18 protein-coding genes, 1 tRNA gene and 1 riboswitch are annotated in these 17,914 nt (G+C 40.6%); of the genes, 2 read left to right on the top strand and 17 right to left on the bottom strand.

Translation table 11 applies throughout. From position 1 onward, the window contains the following. Window positions 1-68 precede the first annotated feature (68 nt). From msr(D) to FD735_RS04690, 13 genes are all read right to left on the bottom strand, one after another. Window positions 69-1,532, bottom strand: coding sequence for an ABC-F type ribosomal protection protein Msr(D) (msr(D), locus tag FD735_RS04750; protein ID WP_000420313.1), 1,464 nt, complete (start codon window positions 1,530-1,532; stop codon window positions 69-71). Window positions 1,533-1,651: 119 nt separating this feature from the next. After that, complete coding sequence (gene mef(A) / locus FD735_RS04745; RefSeq protein ID WP_000417519.1) at window positions 1,652-2,869, bottom strand: macrolide efflux MFS transporter Mef(A); 1,218 nt, start codon at window positions 2,867-2,869, stop codon at window positions 1,652-1,654. Window positions 2,870-3,254: 385 nt separating this feature from the next. Next, window positions 3,255-3,425 carry a hypothetical protein gene (locus tag FD735_RS04740; protein ID WP_000873143.1) on the bottom strand — a complete coding sequence of 57 codons (171 nt, stop codon included), beginning with the start codon at window positions 3,423-3,425 and terminating at the stop codon, window positions 3,255-3,257. Window positions 3,426-3,939: 514 nt separating this feature from the next. After that, complete coding sequence (rlmD, locus tag FD735_RS04735; protein ID WP_139658610.1) at window positions 3,940-5,295, bottom strand: 23S rRNA (uracil(1939)-C(5))-methyltransferase RlmD; 1,356 nt, start codon at window positions 5,293-5,295, stop codon at window positions 3,940-3,942. 73 nt (window positions 5,296-5,368) lie between these two features. Continuing rightward, window positions 5,369-6,343 (bottom strand): DUF1002 domain-containing protein, encoded by a 975-nt coding sequence (locus FD735_RS04730; protein WP_125391059.1) that lies wholly within the window; start codon window positions 6,341-6,343, stop codon window positions 5,369-5,371. 86 nt (window positions 6,344-6,429) lie between these two features. Continuing rightward, window positions 6,430-7,032, bottom strand: coding sequence for a lysozyme family protein (locus tag FD735_RS04725; protein ID WP_125391058.1), 603 nt, complete (start codon window positions 7,030-7,032; stop codon window positions 6,430-6,432). Beyond that, window positions 7,032-8,006 carry a nucleoid-associated protein gene (locus FD735_RS04720; RefSeq protein WP_176553060.1) on the bottom strand — a complete coding sequence of 325 codons (975 nt, stop codon included), beginning with the start codon at window positions 8,004-8,006 and terminating at the stop codon, window positions 7,032-7,034. The genes FD735_RS04725 and FD735_RS04720 overlap by 1 nt, the downstream gene beginning before the upstream one ends. Window positions 8,007-8,013: 7 nt before the next feature. Next, complete coding sequence (gene glyA, locus FD735_RS04715) at window positions 8,014-9,270, bottom strand: serine hydroxymethyltransferase (RefSeq protein WP_125391056.1); 1,257 nt, start codon at window positions 9,268-9,270, stop codon at window positions 8,014-8,016. 58 nt (window positions 9,271-9,328) lie between these two features. Beyond that, window positions 9,329-9,760 (bottom strand): GNAT family N-acetyltransferase, encoded by a 432-nt coding sequence (locus tag FD735_RS04710; RefSeq protein ID WP_125391055.1) that lies wholly within the window; start codon window positions 9,758-9,760, stop codon window positions 9,329-9,331. 1 nt (window position 9,761) lies between these two features. Then, the gene (locus FD735_RS04705) at window positions 9,762-10,364 is read right to left on the bottom strand and encodes an L-threonylcarbamoyladenylate synthase (protein ID WP_125391054.1); all 603 of its coding nucleotides are present in this window, start codon (window positions 10,362-10,364) and stop codon (window positions 9,762-9,764) included. Continuing rightward, on the bottom strand, window positions 10,348-11,184 hold the full coding sequence (prmC, locus tag FD735_RS04700) for a peptide chain release factor N(5)-glutamine methyltransferase (protein ID WP_125391053.1): 837 nt from the start codon (window positions 11,182-11,184) through the stop codon (window positions 10,348-10,350). Before prmC ends, FD735_RS04705 begins: the two co-directional genes overlap by 17 nt. After that, entirely contained in the window at window positions 11,184-12,263 is a 1,080-nt protein-coding gene (prfA, locus tag FD735_RS04695) for a peptide chain release factor 1 (RefSeq protein ID WP_125391052.1), read from the bottom strand. The genes prmC and prfA overlap by 1 nt, the downstream gene beginning before the upstream one ends. Next, entirely contained in the window at window positions 12,260-12,850 is a 591-nt protein-coding gene (locus FD735_RS04690; protein ID WP_125391051.1) for a thymidine kinase, read from the bottom strand. The genes prfA and FD735_RS04690 overlap by 4 nt, the downstream gene beginning before the upstream one ends. Before the next feature lie 123 nt (window positions 12,851-12,973). Here FD735_RS04690 and FD735_RS04685 point away from each other — a divergent pair, with 123 nt between their 5' ends. Both FD735_RS04685 and mnmE read left to right on the top strand, forming a co-directional pair. After that, entirely contained in the window at window positions 12,974-13,156 is a 183-nt protein-coding gene (locus FD735_RS04685) for a 4-oxalocrotonate tautomerase (protein ID WP_001117401.1), read from the top strand. 134 nt (window positions 13,157-13,290) lie between these two features. After that, window positions 13,291-14,664 carry a tRNA uridine-5-carboxymethylaminomethyl(34) synthesis GTPase MnmE gene (gene mnmE / locus FD735_RS04680; RefSeq protein ID WP_139658609.1) on the top strand — a complete coding sequence of 458 codons (1,374 nt, stop codon included), beginning with the start codon at window positions 13,291-13,293 and terminating at the stop codon, window positions 14,662-14,664. Window positions 14,665-14,710: 46 nt separating this feature from the next. Here the strand turns inward: mnmE and dapA are convergent, their stop codons facing one another. From dapA to FD735_RS04660, 4 genes are all read right to left on the bottom strand, one after another. Continuing rightward, on the bottom strand, window positions 14,711-15,646 hold the full coding sequence (gene dapA / locus FD735_RS04675; protein ID WP_000121601.1) for a 4-hydroxy-tetrahydrodipicolinate synthase: 936 nt from the start codon (window positions 15,644-15,646) through the stop codon (window positions 14,711-14,713). A gap of 56 nt (window positions 15,647-15,702) precedes the next feature. Next, entirely contained in the window at window positions 15,703-16,779 is a 1,077-nt protein-coding gene (locus tag FD735_RS04670) for an aspartate-semialdehyde dehydrogenase (RefSeq protein WP_000542494.1), read from the bottom strand. A 339-nt stretch (window positions 16,780-17,118) separates the two neighbouring features. Further along, a tRNA-Thr gene (locus tag FD735_RS04665) sits at window positions 17,119-17,191 on the bottom strand. Window positions 17,192-17,296: 105 nt separating this feature from the next. Beyond that, a complete protein-coding gene (locus FD735_RS04660) occupies window positions 17,297-17,806 on the bottom strand; it encodes a QueT transporter family protein (RefSeq protein WP_125391048.1) in 510 nt (169 codons plus the stop codon). Further along, window positions 17,804-17,900, bottom strand: a riboswitch (PreQ1 riboswitch). (Overlaps the previous gene by 3 nt.) Window positions 17,901-17,914: the final 14 nt, after the last annotated feature.

Here is a 17,914-nt window from a genome sequence, read left to right as displayed (position 1 = left end):
TCTTTATACTCTTTAACAATGGAGTCGCCAACCAGAACAGACTATACTGACCAGCGACTACCTTAAATTTAATGTTTCAGATTTATTTTCTTATCTCTAATTTCATAAACTACATCTGCTACATTTTCGAGTAATCGTTTATCGTGGGTGATAAACACGATAGTTCCGGTGTACTCCTTCATTAGTATTTCCAAAGCCTCTAAACTTGGTATGTCAAGGAAGTTACTGGGTTCATCCATTATTAGGATGTTATATCTACCCATGAGCATTTTAGCAAGCAACAATTTTATAATTTCTCCACCGCTTAAAACAGATAAACTTTTTCCAATATCGTTCTGTTTGAACCCCATAGATGCTAGCACTGAACGAATTTCTGATATATTGTAGTCACAATCCTTCTGCATAAACTCCATAACATTCTGATTACTGTTGTACTTGTAACCATTCTGTGCAAAGTAACCTATTTTTGCCTTAGGCGAAATAGAAATTCCTTCTTCATGGTTTAAGATCATTTGGATTAAAGTTGTTTTTCCGATTCCATTACCACCAGTTAACGCCACTTTTGCTCCTAACGGAATTTGAAAAGATGCATTTTCAAACAGAGCCTTATCCCCAAATACTTTATTAATTTCTGCACCGACTATAGGGTATGGATTATGGAGCTCCAATGCTTTACTTTGCCTGAAACGAATTCTGCGAATGCCTTCCGGAGCTTCTACTTTTCCTAAGGCCGCAATCCTGTGCTCTAGGGTTTTAGCAGCATTATACATCTTTTTTTCCTTACTTCCTATTGATTTTTGATGAGCTAAACGCCCTCCGTCTTCAGTACTTTTTTTCTTTGAAGAACCTTTTGCCTTCTGTTCTATTTTACGAGCCTGTTTTCGCTTTTCCTCCGCAGCCCTTTCCAATCGGGCACGTTCCGCAATAAATTGTTCGTATTCTGCAGCTTGGCTCTTACGTTCTTCCTCTTTCTGACGAAGATAATCAGAATAGTTTCCCCAATACTCAGTGATTTTGCCATCTTTCAGTTCCCATATTTTATCTACTATTTCATCAAGAAAATAGCGGTCATGGCTAATAACTAACAGTGCACCTGTAAAATATTTTAGCTGTCCTATTAGAAAATCAATTCCTTCACGGTCTAAATGGCTCGTAGGTTCATCCGCTAAAATACCATGAACCTGTGCCGATAAGGCCTGTGCTATTTTAAGCCTTGTTTCTTCACCACCGCTCATAGTCTGTATATTTAATTGCTCAACACCTAGCTTGCCTACAAGTGCAAAATCTTTTTCCTCCTGCAGAGTTACTTCGTCCAACTGGGGAATATAGGCAAGTTCACCCAGACGATTCATTTTACATCCTGGGGGAGTTAATTCTCCTAAAAGTACCCTGAGTAAAGTGCTTTTTCCAGCACCATTTGCTCCTACTAAACCAATACGGTCATAATCATATACTTCTAATTCATTTATATCTAAAACATCGCGTCCTTTGAATTCCACACGAATGTCTTTTGCTTTTAATATTAATTCCATAACATTTCCTCCTGTCTATAATCGCATGCTTTCATTTGCTTGTATGCAGGGAAAACCCTGCGATTTTAGCAGGAAGAGTTACATGAAAATAAGATACATAAATATTCCTCCAATATTGTTTATTTTAAATCTAATTTTCTAACCTCAGTTATCATTTGGCAAACTATAGCAATGCCAATAATTAAAATACCTGATAGTAAAAACCAATGATTTACACCGATTTTATCAGCAAAGAATCCAGAAAGAATTAACCCAATTGGCATAGCAAGTGACATGATACTTCCAATCAAAGAAAATACACGTCCTAAATATTCAGGCTTAATTTTCTCCTGAAAAAGAGCTGTTTGCACACCGCTATAAAATGGCACCGAAAGCCCCATTATTGCACAGCAAACTACGAATATTACAAATCCATTTGGAGGAAGTATTCCCGAAACGGCTAAACTGGTCCCCATTATAAAAAATGAACTTGTTATTAGTAATACATGCTTTTCGAAGCCCCCTAATCTTCCTAATAATAAGCCTCCTGCTAGCATCCCAAATGCAAAGGAAATTTCCGTAATAGAAATATGCACAGGCGTTCCATTAAAGTGTTCCATGCTTATTAAAGGAAATAGTGCATTGATTGGCATATAAACAAAAGTATATAGTGTTCCTAAGAGTAATAAGGCAAACAATCCTTTGTTTTGTCTCAGAACCACAACTCCTTCTTTCATCTCCCTTATGAAATTTGGTTCTAAACTTTGCACTTGATTACCCAGCTTAGGTATACGTACAATTGCTACCGTAATAGATGCAATCACAGCACCCAATACGTCGATGGCAATAATAGCATTTAAATCCCAAACGGAGTATAAGAGTGCTGCAACTGCCGGACTAACAATATAGCTTATAGACTGCAAAGACTGACTATAGCCTGCGCATTTCGTTAGCTGTTCTTCTGGTACTAAAAGTGGTGTAACCGCATTGAGTGCTGGGGTATGAAAAGCTGTTCCAATGCTACGGATAAACAATACTATCATAATCATCCAGACAGGTAGCTCCATACAGAATGCAACAATAGCAAGCACTGCACCAGCTGCTGCGATAATTAAATCGGCACCAATCATTATCTTCTTCCTATCATGACGATCCACTAGCACACCAATGGCAGGTCCCAAAATCGCATAGGGTAAAAAACCTACTAATGAAGCCATAGACAAGACCATCGCAGATCCTGTTTTTTCTGTAAGGTAAAAAATAATCGCCATTTGCAGGATGGCACTAGTGATTAATGATACTGCTTGCCCTGCCCATATTGCATAAAATTTTCGTTTCCAATTGTTGTATTTTTCCATTTATATTATCTCCTGCATATTATTTTGCTTGAATTTCTATTTTGAATAGCATTCTAGGCAATAAAAAATGCAGGCCAAACCCCACAATGTGGCTTTTGGTCTGCATACATACAATTTGGAAACATTCATATTAAAGACATAGTTAAATAAAGGTATAGTTAAATAACCAATATCCTCACCGTAACTAATGAATGCTCAATATCGTATAAATAAGCACAACAAAAAAGCCTATCATCGGGTATAGATTCTGCTTTTTTTATTGCCAGCTTATCTTAAACGCATTGAGGCTGTCATAGTTTCGGTTCCTCCTACATCTTTGTTTATATCAATTTATAGTATAACACAACAAGATGATATGTTCAATATAAAAGTTATGGAATGAGACTCATACTTCCAATTCGATGCCAGATTTAAAGGATATGACGAAGTTTTCTTCATAGACTGTAACGCTCTGGATTATCTTCCTTAGTAGCAAGCGATTAGCTTTCACAAAATCTTCTGTTTGTAGTTTTAAAAATTCATCAGGATTTTCTAACTCAACCTCAAAATATTTCATTTTACATTCCCTCATTTCATTTATTGATAAATTGAGTTTGCAAAAAAGAGTGGACAATTTTTGTCTACTCTTAACCTTTAAAATAGTTTTTTTTAATCGATTTGAAGTTGCCTAAATTATTACTTATTCGGTAAAATGAAGTATTGCTTTCAACAGATTTCCTTCAACTACACTTCACTTGATTCAAACAAGGTGGGTACATTTCTATTCCCACAAACTCCTTGTCAATGGAAACAAACACGTACCCACAGGGTAAATGGAAATAGAAACTGATAATTTCTAGCTATCACTTCTACTCATTCCAAAAATTTTCTCACTCTGATACTTACCCACCATAAAGCAAAAAGCCTTGCAATCAAGGCTTTCATTATCCCTTTCGTTCAAAGGTTTCTAAGCTTTTACGAGCAGAGCGACACACTCAGCGGTTCGCTATCTCCGTTCTGTCTGCGTGCTAGCACTTGTCAATCACGGACAGCTATCGCATGGGCGGAAGTAAATGCTAATCTTCGTCGTTTTACTCCTTGACTAGCAAACTTACCGCCTCAACATGGTGCGTTTGAGGAAACAAATCCACCGGTTGGACTTTCTTCAACTCATATCCCAACTCTTGGTAGAGTTTGATATCACGCGCCATGGTTGCGACATTGCAGGAGATGTAAGCAATGCGGTCTGCTCCTGTTTGAGCGCTTGCTTTGATAAAGCTTTCGGTCAAACCCTTGCGTGGTGGGTCAACCAAGATAACAGTTGGTTGAATACCTTCCTTGAGCCAATACTTCATAGCATTTTCAGCTGTGTCACAGACATAGTGGGCGTTTGAGATATTGTTTAGTCGGGCATTCTTTTTGCTATTCTCGACTGCTTCTGCAATCACTTCAACACCGTAGACTTCTTTAACATGCTTTGCAACGGATAATCCAATCGTTCCAATCCCTGAATAGGCATCGATAACCACATCATCTGCTTTTAATCCTGCAAAGTCAATAGCTGTTTGATAAAGTTTCTCTGCCATTTCAGTATTGACCTGGTAAAAGGCTGGGCCAGCGATTTGGAAGTCATTTCCCAACATCTGGTCCGTAATATAGTCTTGACCATAAAGAGTCTTCCACTCCTTACCAAAAATCGCATTGGTATTTCGGTCATTGATATTTTGCATGACAGACACAATCTCTGGAAACTGCTTGATTAGTTGGTCAATCAATTGTTCCACACGGAAAACTTTAGGACGAGTAGTTACCAAAATAACCATGATTTGTCCTGAATAATGGCCACGACGCACCACAAGGTTCCGAATCAAGCCAGACTGTTCCTTTTCGTCATAAGGTTTTAAATCAAAACGACGAAGCAAATCGCGTAGAACTACTACGACTTGGTCAATAACAGGATCCTGGATAAAGAAATCTTCAAGAGGCATGAGGTCGTGCGAATTCTTACGGAAAAAACCAGTTTCCAAGACACCATTCACTCGACGAACAGGTACCTGAGCCTTGTTACGATACTTGACAGGATTTTCCATACCAAGCGTTTCAGCAACATCTACATCTATAATACCAGCAATCTTGTAGAGACTGTCTTTGACTTGCTTGCTTTTAAACTTGAGCTGCTCGGGATAGGCAAGATGTCCCAAATCAGCGATACCTGAGCGTAGATAAGCTAGGTCAAGGTCTTGGTTACGATGAGGTGACTGAACGAGGTATTTTTCAACCTTCCCAAAGCCAATCTTTTTATTGACTTTAAGGACACGCATGAGGATTTTCTCAGTTGGTAGAGCATTTTCTACAAAGAAAACCAAACCTTCTACCTTGGCCACCCCAGAACCTTCATGGGTCAAATCAACAATTTCAACTTCTACAATATCATTTTTCTTTAACATATTTTTCACTTTCTATCGGCCGACAAAAAAGACGGCAACATTTCTGTTACCATCTATTATATCATGAAATGACCTAAGCACCAAAACTCTTGAAAAAGTTGACAATGGCTTGCCAAAGGGAGCTAAAGAAGTTGCCCCCGTCTTCTAGCGCTTTATTGGCATCAAAGTTGAGGTTGATATTTTTAAAGCTATCTCCAGCTTGGGAAACAATGCTTTCCTTGAGGTCTTTTAGGGTTTTAGTGAAATCAGCATTATTCAAGATGTCACTCTTCGAGAGGTTAAGTGCAAAATTGATGATGATGTTGACCTGGTTTCCTGTTATAACCTGATCAAGTTTGTAGTTTTTTAGCGTGTCTTCAACGATTTTGCGGACATCTTCTTCTGTCAGATTTCCTTTGGCTTCTTTTGCCTTTGCGATTCCTGCCTTGATATCTGCCAAAGCCACATTGAGTTTATTGGCATCGTAGCCTGACTTGTCCTTGTTTTCAGCATTGATATCAGATAAGGCTTTTAACTCTTCTTGAGCCAAGTCTTTATTGGCTTGTGGTACTTTAGCACCATTGGCCTCTAACGAGTAGTAAATCCCTGCTAGGGCACTCTCACCAGTAACGGGAATAGGAGCTGCAACTGTGATTTTTGCATGCTCAACTCCCAGGGTCACTGCTGCATTACGGTACATATCCTGCGTCACCTTGGTGATATTTTCAGGCGTTTCAATCTTGACCTCTAGAGGTGATTTGTCACCCAGCTTTTGAATTTTAGCCGACGAATAGAGTTGTAGGCTAGCATCATTAGCCACATTCATAATTTTCGAATAGATATCAGGTGTCATAGTTTTGATATCCTTGGTGTCTTTTGATGCGTCATAGCCAAGTTTGCTAAGGGTTTTGTTTTTCTGGTCCTCAGATAGAGAAGAACCAAGCACATATTCAGGCTGTACATAGGTTTCATCGATTACTTTTTGAACATCAGTTGCTGCGTGGACGCTTGTCATAGCTGTTACAGCCCACAAAACTGCAGCACTTGTTAGAAAGAATTTTTTTCTCATGGGATATTCCCTCCTTTACCTTTCTAGGGTAATAAATCAATCTTAAAGAAAGCTTATAGTGAAAAACACCTGGTAAAACCAGATGCTTAAAAGAAATTAAAGAATTTCATGATGTAAAAGTTAAAGCGTACCTGTCTCGAATAGTAATAATTTCCACCATTTTCATAGAGTTCTGCACCATGAAAGATAGAAATTGGGTTGATGTAGGTGTAGGTCTTCCCAGTGGTATTTCCAAGGATAGGAGCGACCGTTTCTCGGGAATAACGCTTGGCTAATGCTAGTGTATTTTCCTTGCCATTCTGAGCGATAAAGTCTATATAGGCAGGTCCAAAATTATAGGCTTGAACGGCTGTCCATACATCCACTCCTTTGTTTTGTGCAAGATAAAGGTTATCTGTTAGAGTTTGAATTCCTTGTCGAATACTTGCGGCATCATCATCAATGGTATTGGTAGTACCACTAGCAGATTCACTAGACTGCATGACATCCCGCTCTTTTCCTTTCGTTTCGGTATAAATCATGGCAAGCACTAATTCTTCATTGGCTGGTGTATCTCTTTCACTAAGGATTTCCCGAACCATAGGTTGGTAGGTCATGACTTGCTTTACATCCTGACGAATGTGATAGGCTTTGTATCCAGCAAAAAGAAGGACTGCTAGCACTAGCATTCTTCTTATAAATTTAAACATTATTTACTTTGAATATCCTCAATATTTTTGATTAAGATAGAATAGGTTCCATTGTCATTTTGGATAAACTCAACAGACTCGGCATCCTGGTAGACATTATTTGGAACGATGAGTTCGATTCCGTTTGACAAGGAAAGTTTTTGGTTTTCAAATTTCTTGAGCTGACGACTGGCATCAATTTCATCAAACTGGACTGGTTCTGGTACAGCTTCCTTGACTTGGTCTATAAAACTTAGACGAGCTGTCAGGTTGTTATCAAAAAGGTCGTTAGCCAATTTTTCAGGCGACAATTCATTGCTTTCTTCAAGATTGTTGAAAATCGCTGATTTGACCTTGGATTGAAACTGAAAATCATCTGTGTTAAAGGACTCTGCAATTCTCTGAGCCGTTTTTTCCAATTCCTTGATGGATTTTTTTGGCGAAATCTTAGGGGCAACAGCTAGGAGATTTTCTGAAAAGTAGTTCAAAAAAGTCCCATTGTACTTGATTCGTTTTTCAATCAGATGGTACTTGCGACTTTGAAGATTGACCACCAAGGCCTCATCAGCCCCCGTTCCAAATCCAGGCAAGTTATTCTGAGTTAGCTTGATTGGATTATCAACTTCTCCCCCAAGGTGGGTCAAGGTTTCCCGCAGGGCAATTCGTAAGAAAGCGAAATGCTCTACACCTTCTTTAGAAAACTCAACAAAAACCAAGTCATTGGTCTTGAGGTTTTCAGAAATACTGAATTCCTCTTTCCAAAGATTAGCCAGTGTTACTGATGTCTCCAACAAATCGTCTGTGATGTGATTGAAGAAGGGATTTTCTTCTTCGAAAATCCCAGTCTTGGCTTCATCTGAATACACGCGTTCGATTTTTTTGCGTAGGTATTCTTCGATTTTTGGAGTGATATTGAGAAACTTATCCGCTAAGAACAGCTCGGTATCATCTGGGCTGAACTGATGGATAATAGCTTTCTTAATATAAATGTCCATAAAAGTATTAGTCCTCGTATAATGGGAAGGCATCTGTCAATTCTTTGACTGCGCTTCTCACTTCTTCTAAAACAGCCTCATTTTCTGCATTTTTAAGAGTTTTAATGATGAGTTCAGCCACTTTGCGACTTTCTTCTTCACCAAATCCACGTGCAGTAATGGCTGCTGCTCCAATACGAATACCACTTGTCTTGAATGGTGACAAGGTTTCGTAAGGAATTGAGTTTTTATTTAGGGTAATATTGACTTCATCCAGCAAGTTTTGAGCAACTTTTCCGTTTTCTACAACCTTAGTCACATCCACTAGAAAGAGGTGGTTTTCAGTTCCTCCAGAAATGATACGAAAATCAGGGTCTTGCAAGAAGACATCTGCCATAGTCTTGCTGTTCTTGATAACATTGGCAGCATATTCCTTGAAGGCTGGATCCAAAACTTCTTTGAAAGAAACAGCTTTAGCTGCCACAACATGCTCCAAAGGACCACCCTGAATACCTGGGAAAATAGCTGAATTGATTTTCTTAGCAAGTTCTTCGTCATTAGTCAAAATCAAACCACCGCGTGGTCCACGAAGGGTTTTGTGGGTCGTTGTTGTAGTGATATGAGCGTATGGCACTGGGCTTGGGTGAAGTCCGGCTGCCACCAAACCAGCGATATGAGCCATGTCCACCATGAGCTTAGCCCCAACAGCATCTGCGATTTCACGGAATTTTGAGAAGTCGATAATTTGAGAATAGGCTGAAGCACCTGCTACGATTAGTTTTGGTTTTACTTCTTGGGCTTGTTTCAAGATAGCATCAAAGTCCAAGAGTTCCGTTTCAGGATCCACACTGTAAGAAACAAAGTTGTATGTTTGACCAGAGAAGCTAACTGGAGCTCCGTGGGTCAAGTGTCCACCTGCTGCCAAATCCATCCCCATAACGGTATCACCTGGCTCAATCAAGGCCATGTAAGCCGCACAGTTAGCTTGGCTTCCTGAGTGAGGTTGGACATTGGCGAATTTAGCACCGAAAATTTCTTTTGCACGTTCAATAGCTAGAGTTTCTACCACGTCTACTACATCAGTTCCACCATAATAACGGCGTCCTGGGTACCCCTCGGCATATTTGTTTGTCAAGATAGACCCTTGAGCTGCCATAACAGCCTTGGAAACCACGTTTTCCGAAGCAATCAACTCGATATTGTTTTGCTGGCGTTCTTCTTCTTTGGCAATAGCATTCCAGAGATCAGCATCGTATGCTTTAAAATCGTCTTTGTCAAAAATCATAGGTCTTCTCCTTTATAGTGTGACTGGTCCTTTAGTTTTTTTCCAATAAGAAAAGAAACTAAAAGATGCGAATAAACCGTTTCTGCACTTTATCACAAGTATAACCAACTTTTTCATAAAATGCATGAGCTCCCAGACGATGATCGGCAGAGTTTAAGCGGATAAACCCATAACCCCGTCTTTTTGCTTCTTGATCCAACCCTTGTAGTAAGCTTTTACCAATACCTTGCCCTTGTGCTTGAGGTGAAACCGCTAAGCCTAAGATATTAAATCCTGCTTTGGAATAGAGGGATTCATAAACTTCAGCATGGACATATCCAAGTAGGATATGACTAGCTGCATCCTCATAGCCAAGTAGGAAATGATGGGAGTCCTGAGACAGTCTAGCTAGTTGACTAGCTGTGTCCTCTGGACTAAAAGAATAACCCAAAGCCTCTTTGTTAATCTCACATATAACATTCACATCTGTTTCTTGCAAATTTCTTAGCATCTCATTCCTCCTCAAAAGAAATCTCTGGCAACCGAGCAAGAATATCTTCTCGCTTAATCGCCCCCTGGCGTAAGATTTTCACCTTGTCTCCAGACAAATCCAAAATCGTCGAATCCTGTCCAGTTAGAAAAGTGTCGTCTTCCAGACCCAAAACCTCTTGGTCAAAATCTTGTAGAATTTGAGCAAAGGTCACTCCACTTGCCTGACCTGAAATATTGGCGGATGGCCCAATCAAAGGACCTGTCTCTCGAATCAAATCCAGTGTAATGGGGTGATTCGGCATCCGAAATCCCACCGTTGCAAGTCCAGAATTGACCCAAAAGGGAACTCTGTCATTGGCTTCGAGGATAATGGTCAAGGGACCCGGTAAAAAGGTCTCTACAAGCTTTTGGAGATAAGTTGGCTGATTCTTTGAGAAGTGCAAGATGTCCTCTAGAGAAGAAACATTAAGATTGAGCGCCTTATCTCTAGGACGACGTTTGAGTTGGTAAACATGGTCGACAGCTTTTTCATCTAAGGCCTTAGCAAAAAGACCGTAAACCGTCTCTGTAGGCAGAATGACAGCTCCGCCCTTTTCCAACTCTTGTCTAATCCTGTCCATCATCAACTACAACCATCCTATCTTGACCAAATTGGTCTTTGAGTGTTCGTACTCGTTTTTCAGGAAAATGTTTCTTAAAAAGCGCAGGAACACTTTGACCTTGCTTGTATCCAATTTCAAGGTAAATCTTACCACCATCTGTGAGATAGTCTTTTGCATCTTCCGCAATTCTGCGGTAAATAGCTAGGCCATCCTCATCTGCAAAGAGAGCTAGATGAGGCTCCGAATGCAAAACATTCAAACCGACCTCTGACTCATCTTCACGAGAGATATAGGGTGGATTGGATACAATTATATCATATTTTTCAGAAATTTCTGCAAAACAATCAGATTTTTTAAAAAATATATTAAGATTTTGATTTTTAGCATTCTCTGATGCAAGCTCTAAGGCGTCTTGTGAAATATCTGCTGCTGTCACTGACCAATCTGGTCTGTTTTTTGCTAGTGCGAGGGCTATGGCACCACTTCCAGTACCAATATCCAAGTTCTTGAGATTTTCTTTAGGATTTTCAGCTAGGATGAGTTCCACCAACTCTTCTGTTTCTGGACGAGGAATCAAAACCCGCTCATCCACTTTTAACTGCATTCCAAAGAAATCTGCCTGTCCGATGATATACTGAGCTGGTTTGTGAGCTACTAGCTGCTGGAAAATTTCTTCTACAAATTGTTTTTCTCCCTCTGTTACTTCTTGCTGGAGGGCAAAGACAAAGTCCGTAAATGAGAGATTTTTTAAGCTACGATAGACAAAAGAGAGGCTTTCTGCTTCCTCTCCTTGTCTGATCAACTCTTCTTCAAAATCTGAAAATAATTGAGCTAATTTCATTAATTGTTTAATTCTTCTAATTTTTGTGTTTGGTCATAAAGAACCAAGGCATCCACAACTTCATCCAATTTTCCAGACAAAATGGTATCTAGTTTTTGGAGGGTCAAGCCGATACGGTGGTCTGTGACACGGTTTTGAGGGAAATTATAAGTACGAATACGTTCTGAGCGGTCACCAGTACCAATAGTAGACTTACGCTCAGCGTCTTGTTCATCCTGGGCAATTTGTGCAAAGTGGTCAGCAACACGCGCACGGATGATTTTCATGGCCTTCTCGCGGTTTTTCTGCTGGGTACGTTCTTCCTGCATCTCAACCTTGATATTGGTTGGCAAGTGAACGATACGAACGGCAGTCGCAACCTTATTGACGTTCTGTCCACCAGCACCTGATGCGTGGTAGATATCAACACGAAGGTCTTTTGGATCAATATCGTATTCTACTTCTTCCACTTCAGGCATGACAAGGACTGTCGCTGTCGAAGTATGTACACGGCCTTGGCTTTCTGTCACAGGGACACGTTGCACACGGTGGGCACCAGACTCATACTTGAGTTTAGAATATACAGACTGACCAGAAACCATAGCAACCACTTCCTTGAAACCACCGACACCATTCATAGAAGCTTCCATGACTTCAAAGCGCCAGCCTTGGGCTTCCGCATACTTTTGGTACATAGTTAACAAATCTCCAGCGAAAAGTGCTGCTTCGTCTCCACCAGCTGCTCCACGGATTTCAAGGATGATGTTCTTGTCATCGTTTGGATCCTTTGGAAGGAGCAAGATTTTCAATTTTTCTTCATACCCTTCTTTTTCAGCCTTGGCATCTTTCAATTCTTGCTTGGCCATTTCTTCCAAGTCCGCATCTCCGCCTGATTCTTTAATCATTTCTTCAGCATCGACGATGTTTTGAAGGACTTGTTTGTACTCACGGTAGGCTGTTACTGTGTCACGAGTTGAAGCCTCTTCTTTTGAAAGCTCCATGAAACGTTTGGTGTCTGAAACGACATCAGGGTCACTCAGCAATTCTCCTAATTCTTCATATCGGTCTTCTACAGCTTGTAGTTGATCATAGATGTTCATTTTTCTTTATTCTCCTTATTGATTTCAGGGGCAAAATAATGTTTACGGCAAACCGAGATATAGGTTTCATTGCCACCGATCTGGATTTGTTCGCCATCATAGACTGGCACACCATCTTGAGTTCGTAGAACCATGGTCGCCTTTTTCTTACAATACTGGCAAATAGTCTTAATCTCGTCAATCTTATCTGCTAAGAGTAAGAGATGTTTGGAACCTTCGAAGAGTTCATTGCGAAAGTCATTCTTCAATCCGAATGCCATGACAGGAATGTCTAACTCATCGACAACACGAGCTAGGTCGTAAACATGGTGACGTTTGAGAAACTGGGCCTCATCGACCAAAACACAGTAGGGTTTGACTTCCAAATCTCGGATTAAGCCATAGATATCTGTATCATCTTCAATCGCAAGTGCAGGTCGTTTCATGCCGATTCGACTCGACACATAGCCAACACCGTCACGCGTATCCAGAGCCGAAGTCATAATCACAACTCCCTTTCCTTGCTCCTCATAGTTATAGGCTACCTTAAGAATCTCAATCGTTTTACCTGAGTTCATAGTCCCATAACGATAATACAACTGTGCCATGCTTCTATTTCACGTCCATTTCTAAATTTTTGCTACATTCTAGTATATCATAATTTTCTGAAGCTTTAAATGGCAAAATATGGTAAAATATAAAGAAATAAAGAATCCACGGAGGAAACCATTATGCCATTTGTTCGCATCGATTTATTTGAAGGACGTACGCTCGAGCAAAAGAAAGCTCTTGCTAAGGAGGTTACTGAAGCAGTTGTCCGCAACACAGGAGCACCTCAGTCTGCTGTTCATGTCATTATCAACGACATGCCTGAAGGAACCTATTTTCCTCAAGGAGAAATGCGCACCAAATAAACCAGCTTAAGCAGAATTGCTTAGGCTTTTTCAATCTCCAAGTAGCATCCATTGAAGAAATAGTCTAATTTTGTTACAATTTGAAGAGATGCTTGGATACATATCCAAAGAAAAGAAATACAAAAGGAATTAGTATGATTACACGTGAATTTGATACCATCGCTGCTATCTCTACTCCACTAGGTGAAGGAGCCATTGGTATTGTCCGCCTGAGCGGAACAGATAGTTTTGCTATTGCCCAAAAGATTTTTAAAGGAAAAGACTTGAGCAAGGTTGCAAGCCATACTCTCAACTACGGACATATCGCTGACCCTCAAACTGGTAAGGTCATGGACGAGGTTATGGTTGGAGCTATGAAGTCTCCAAAGACCTTCACTCGTGAGGATATTATCGAGATTAACACTCACGGTGGGATTGCGGTGACCAATGAGATTCTCCAGTTAGCTATCCGTGAAGGAGCTCGATTGGCTGAACCTGGTGAATTTACCAAGCGCGCCTTTCTAAACGGTCGTGTAGATTTGACACAGGCTGAGGCGGTGATGGACATCATCCGCGCCAAGACAGACAAGGCTATGAATATTGCAGTTAAGCAATTGGACGGCTCCCTTTCTGACCTCATTAATAATACCCGCCAAGAAATCCTCAATACACTTGCCCAAGTCGAGGTCAATATCGACTATCCTGAGTATGATGATGTTGAGGAAGCTACTACTGCTGTTGTCCGTGAGAAAACTATGGAGTTTGAGCAATTGCTAACTAATCTCCTTAGGACAGCACGTCGAGGTAAAATCCTCCGTGAGGGAATTTCAACTGCCATCATCGGTCGTCCCAACGTTGGGAAATCGAGCCTGCTCAACAACCTCCTGCGTGAAGAAAAGGCCATCGTTACAGACATCGCTGGTACTACCCGTGATGTCATCGAAGAATACGTCAACATCAATGGTGTTCCTCTCAAATTGATTGATACAGCTGGTATTCGGGAAACAGATGACATCGTGGAACAAATCGGTGTCGAACGTTCTAGAAAAGCCCTCAAGGAAGCTGACTTGGTACTACTAGTACTAAATGCCAGTGAACCACTGACCGCCCAAGATCGCCAACTCTTAGAAATCAGCCAAGATACCAACCGCATTATTCTACTTAATAAAACGGATCTTCCTGAAGCGATTGAAACTTCGGAACTACCTGAAGATGTCATCCGTATTTCAGTTCTTAAAAACCAAAACATTGATAAGATCGAAGAGCGTATTAACGATCTCTTCTTTGAAAATGCTGGTTTGGTCGAGCAAGATGCTACTTACTTGTCAAATGCCCGTCATATTTCCTTGATTGAAAAGGCCGTTGAAAGCCTACAAGCAGTTAATGAAGGTCTTGAGCTGGGTATGCCAGTTGATTTGTTGCAAGTTGACTTGACCCGTACTTGGGAAATCCTAGGAGAAATCACTGGAGATGCAGCACCAGATGAACTCATTACCCAACTCTTTAGCCAATTCTGTCTAGGAAAATAAGAAAAATCCATGATCCTTCTTGCGGTCATGGATTTTATTGTCTTTATTAGTAATCTGGCCTAAGGACTCCTGTTACGGTTGCCTTAGTCGCTTCGTAGTCGCCATCTACAACAACCTTGATAATGCGTTTAGCATCTTCTTCTGGTGCTGGAACTAGAGGTAATCGAGTTGGTCCAGCTTCAAATCCCATATAGTTCAAAACAGCCTTAACTGGAGCAGGACTTGGATAAGAGAAGAGGGCGTTGACCTTAGGAATGAATTTACGTTGAATAGCTGCTGCTTTCTTCATATCGCTTTCTGCAATGGCAGTGAGCATCTCGTGCATCTCATCTCCATTTGTATGGGAGGCAACAGAAATAACCCCATCCGCACCAAGGTTCATGGCATGGAAGGCATCTCCATCTTCACCTGTATAAATCAAGAACTCTTCTGGCTTGTGTTCAATCAAGTAAGCCATATTAGCCAAGCTGGTACATTCTTTAACACCGATGATATTAGGATGGTCAGCCAAGCGAAGCATGGTTTCTGGAGTCAATTCGACAACCACACGCCCTGGAATGTTATAAATGATAATAGGTAAATCTGATGCATCTGCAATAGCTTTAAAGTGCTGGTACATGCCTTCTTGAGAAGGTTTGTTGTAGTATGGTACGATAGCAAGTCCAGCAGCGAAGCCACCAAAGTCTGCTACTTCTTTGACAAACTCGATCGAGTCACGCGTATCATTGGTACCTACACCCGCAATCAAAGGAACACGTCCATTAACAATCTTTTGTACAGCCGCAAAGAGTTCCAACTCCTCATCGTGGGTCAAGGTCGGACTCTCAGCAGTCGTTCCAGCTAGAAGAATGCCGTCTGTGTGATGGGCCAATAAATGCTCAATCAAGGCTGGAATGGCATCAAAGTTGATGGAACCATCCTCATGAAAAGGGGTAATAAAGGCTGTGATGATTTTACACTCTTTTAAATCTTGATAAGACATGAGAAACACCTCTCTATTTCAAAGAAGGAGTTCATCTGAACTCCTAAACGATATGGCTATTTTAATTCAAATTTCAACTCAGCTGTTGGACGAACCAATCCACGTTCGTGAAGCGTTTCTGCAATCTGAACTGAGTTCCAAGCAGCACCTTTGAGAAGGTTATCTGAAACAACCCACATGTGGATTCCTTTTTCAGCATCCAAGTCTTTACGGATACGACCAACAAAGGTATCACGTGAACCAACTGCATTGATGGCTTGCGGATAGATTTGATGAGCTACATCATCTTCAAGAACTGCACCTGGAAAGGCTGCGATAGCTGCTTTCACTTCTTCGATTGGGGCCACTTCTTTTGTTTCGATATAAACTGACTCAGAGTGAGCTGACAAGACGGGAATACGCACACATGTTGCAGACACTGCGATGCTGTCATCTTCCATGATTTTCTTCGTTTCCTTGGTCATCTTCATCTCTTCATAAGTGTAATCATTGTCAGTAAAGACATCGATTTGTGGAAGAGCGTTAAAGGCGATAGGATAGTGTTTCTTGTCACCACCTGAAGGCAAGATTTCCGCATGCAAATCACGTGGATTCACACCGTCATTCAAGACTTCACGAAGTTCACGTTGTGTTTCAAGAATCGCTCCCATACCAGCACCTGAAACCGCTTGGTAAGTTGAAACGATGATACGGTCCAAGCCCCATTTTTGACGAACAGGCTCAAGAGCCACCATCATTTGGATTGTTGAACAGTTAGGGCAGGCAATAATCCCGTTGTGGGCATCAAGTGCGTGAGCATTGACTTCTGGAACAACCAATGGTACATCTGGATTTTGACGGAAATAAGATGTATTATCCACTACTACCGCTCCAGCTTGAACTGCGTATGGTGCATACTTAGCTGATGTCGAACCACCTGCTGAGAAGAGTGCAATATCAACCCCCTCAAAAGCTGTCTCAGTCGTTTCTTCAATCGTAATATCTTGGTCTTTAAATTTCAAAGTCTTACCTGCTGAACGTGCAGAAGCAAGGTAACGAATTTTATCGATTGGAAGTGTTGATTCTTCCAACATTTTTATCATCTGAGCTCCGACAGCACCTGTCGCGCCGACTACAGCAACTGTATATCCCATAAATAACCTCTTTCGGAATTTTCTAAAAATTTCTATAATAGATGTATTATACTACTTTTTCAAGAAATTGAAAAGCATTTTTAGACTATATTTTCTGAAAACTAAAAATCCCTAGTCATTGACTAGGGATTAAGAGGCATCTTCATGTGATGAGCAGGTTCACACAACTCATCAAGGTCCGCTCCTGCGTTATGACCTCCTTATGCTCAATAGCAGTCCGAAGACTACCTATCGACTCATCGCAGGTTTTATTCTACTATGCTTTGCTGACTTTGTCAAGGCTAATGCGGGGGAAATATAAAAAACTCTCGAAAATCAAGAGTTTTTTTGTCTATCTAATGCTAATTGCCGGGATTGAACCGGCGACCTCATCCTTACCATGGATGCGCTCTGCCAACTGAGCTAAATCAGCTTACCTAAAAAGTATACTATAGTTCTATGTTCTTGTCAAGCGCTCTCTTTTAATTTTCTATAATGAAAAAAGCTAGATTTAGCAAGAATCTAGCTTATAAACTTCTTATTTTGTTAGATCGATTCGCTGTCCCAGTTTACCAATCAAAATCGCTCCCACGATAAGTGATGCAAACTCACCAATTCCAGTAGAGAACCATGTGAAAAAGAAGGGAGCTTCTGTCAAGATATGAAGTTCAGCTGCAATGGTAATCATTGAAATGGAGAAGAGGATTGAAAAGAAGAAATGATCTTTTCGAATCAATCCGTTAAAGAGGTAATCTTTGCTGTATTTTGCAAAGAGCCATACACCTAGACTAAGGAAAACTAGAGTAGATCCCCCGCCGACAAAGACATCAATTATGCCAAAACTAAAGAAATTAGCAATCATACAACCAATCGTCACACCGATGATGTATTTAGGATTGTAAAAAGCCAAAAAATTCATCATCTCAGAAATACGGAACTGGTAAGCACTGTAGCTAATAGCATTTAGTGGTGGGGTAATGGTCAAAACCACATAGATAGCAGCAACAATAGCAATATCTGCCATGTCACGAACAGTTAAATTTTTCATGTTTTCTCCTTTGGCGGTTTCCCGCGTAAAATATGCTTGGTGAAAGAAGCTAAGCACCAAGGGTTGAGTGAATCAACCTTACTAGTATAGCACAATATATGACTTTAT

The organism is Streptococcus sp. 1643, from assembly GCF_006228325.1.
GTDB lineage: Bacteria > Bacillota > Bacilli > Lactobacillales > Streptococcaceae > Streptococcus.
This window is presented reverse-complemented; position numbering and strand designations above follow the sequence as displayed.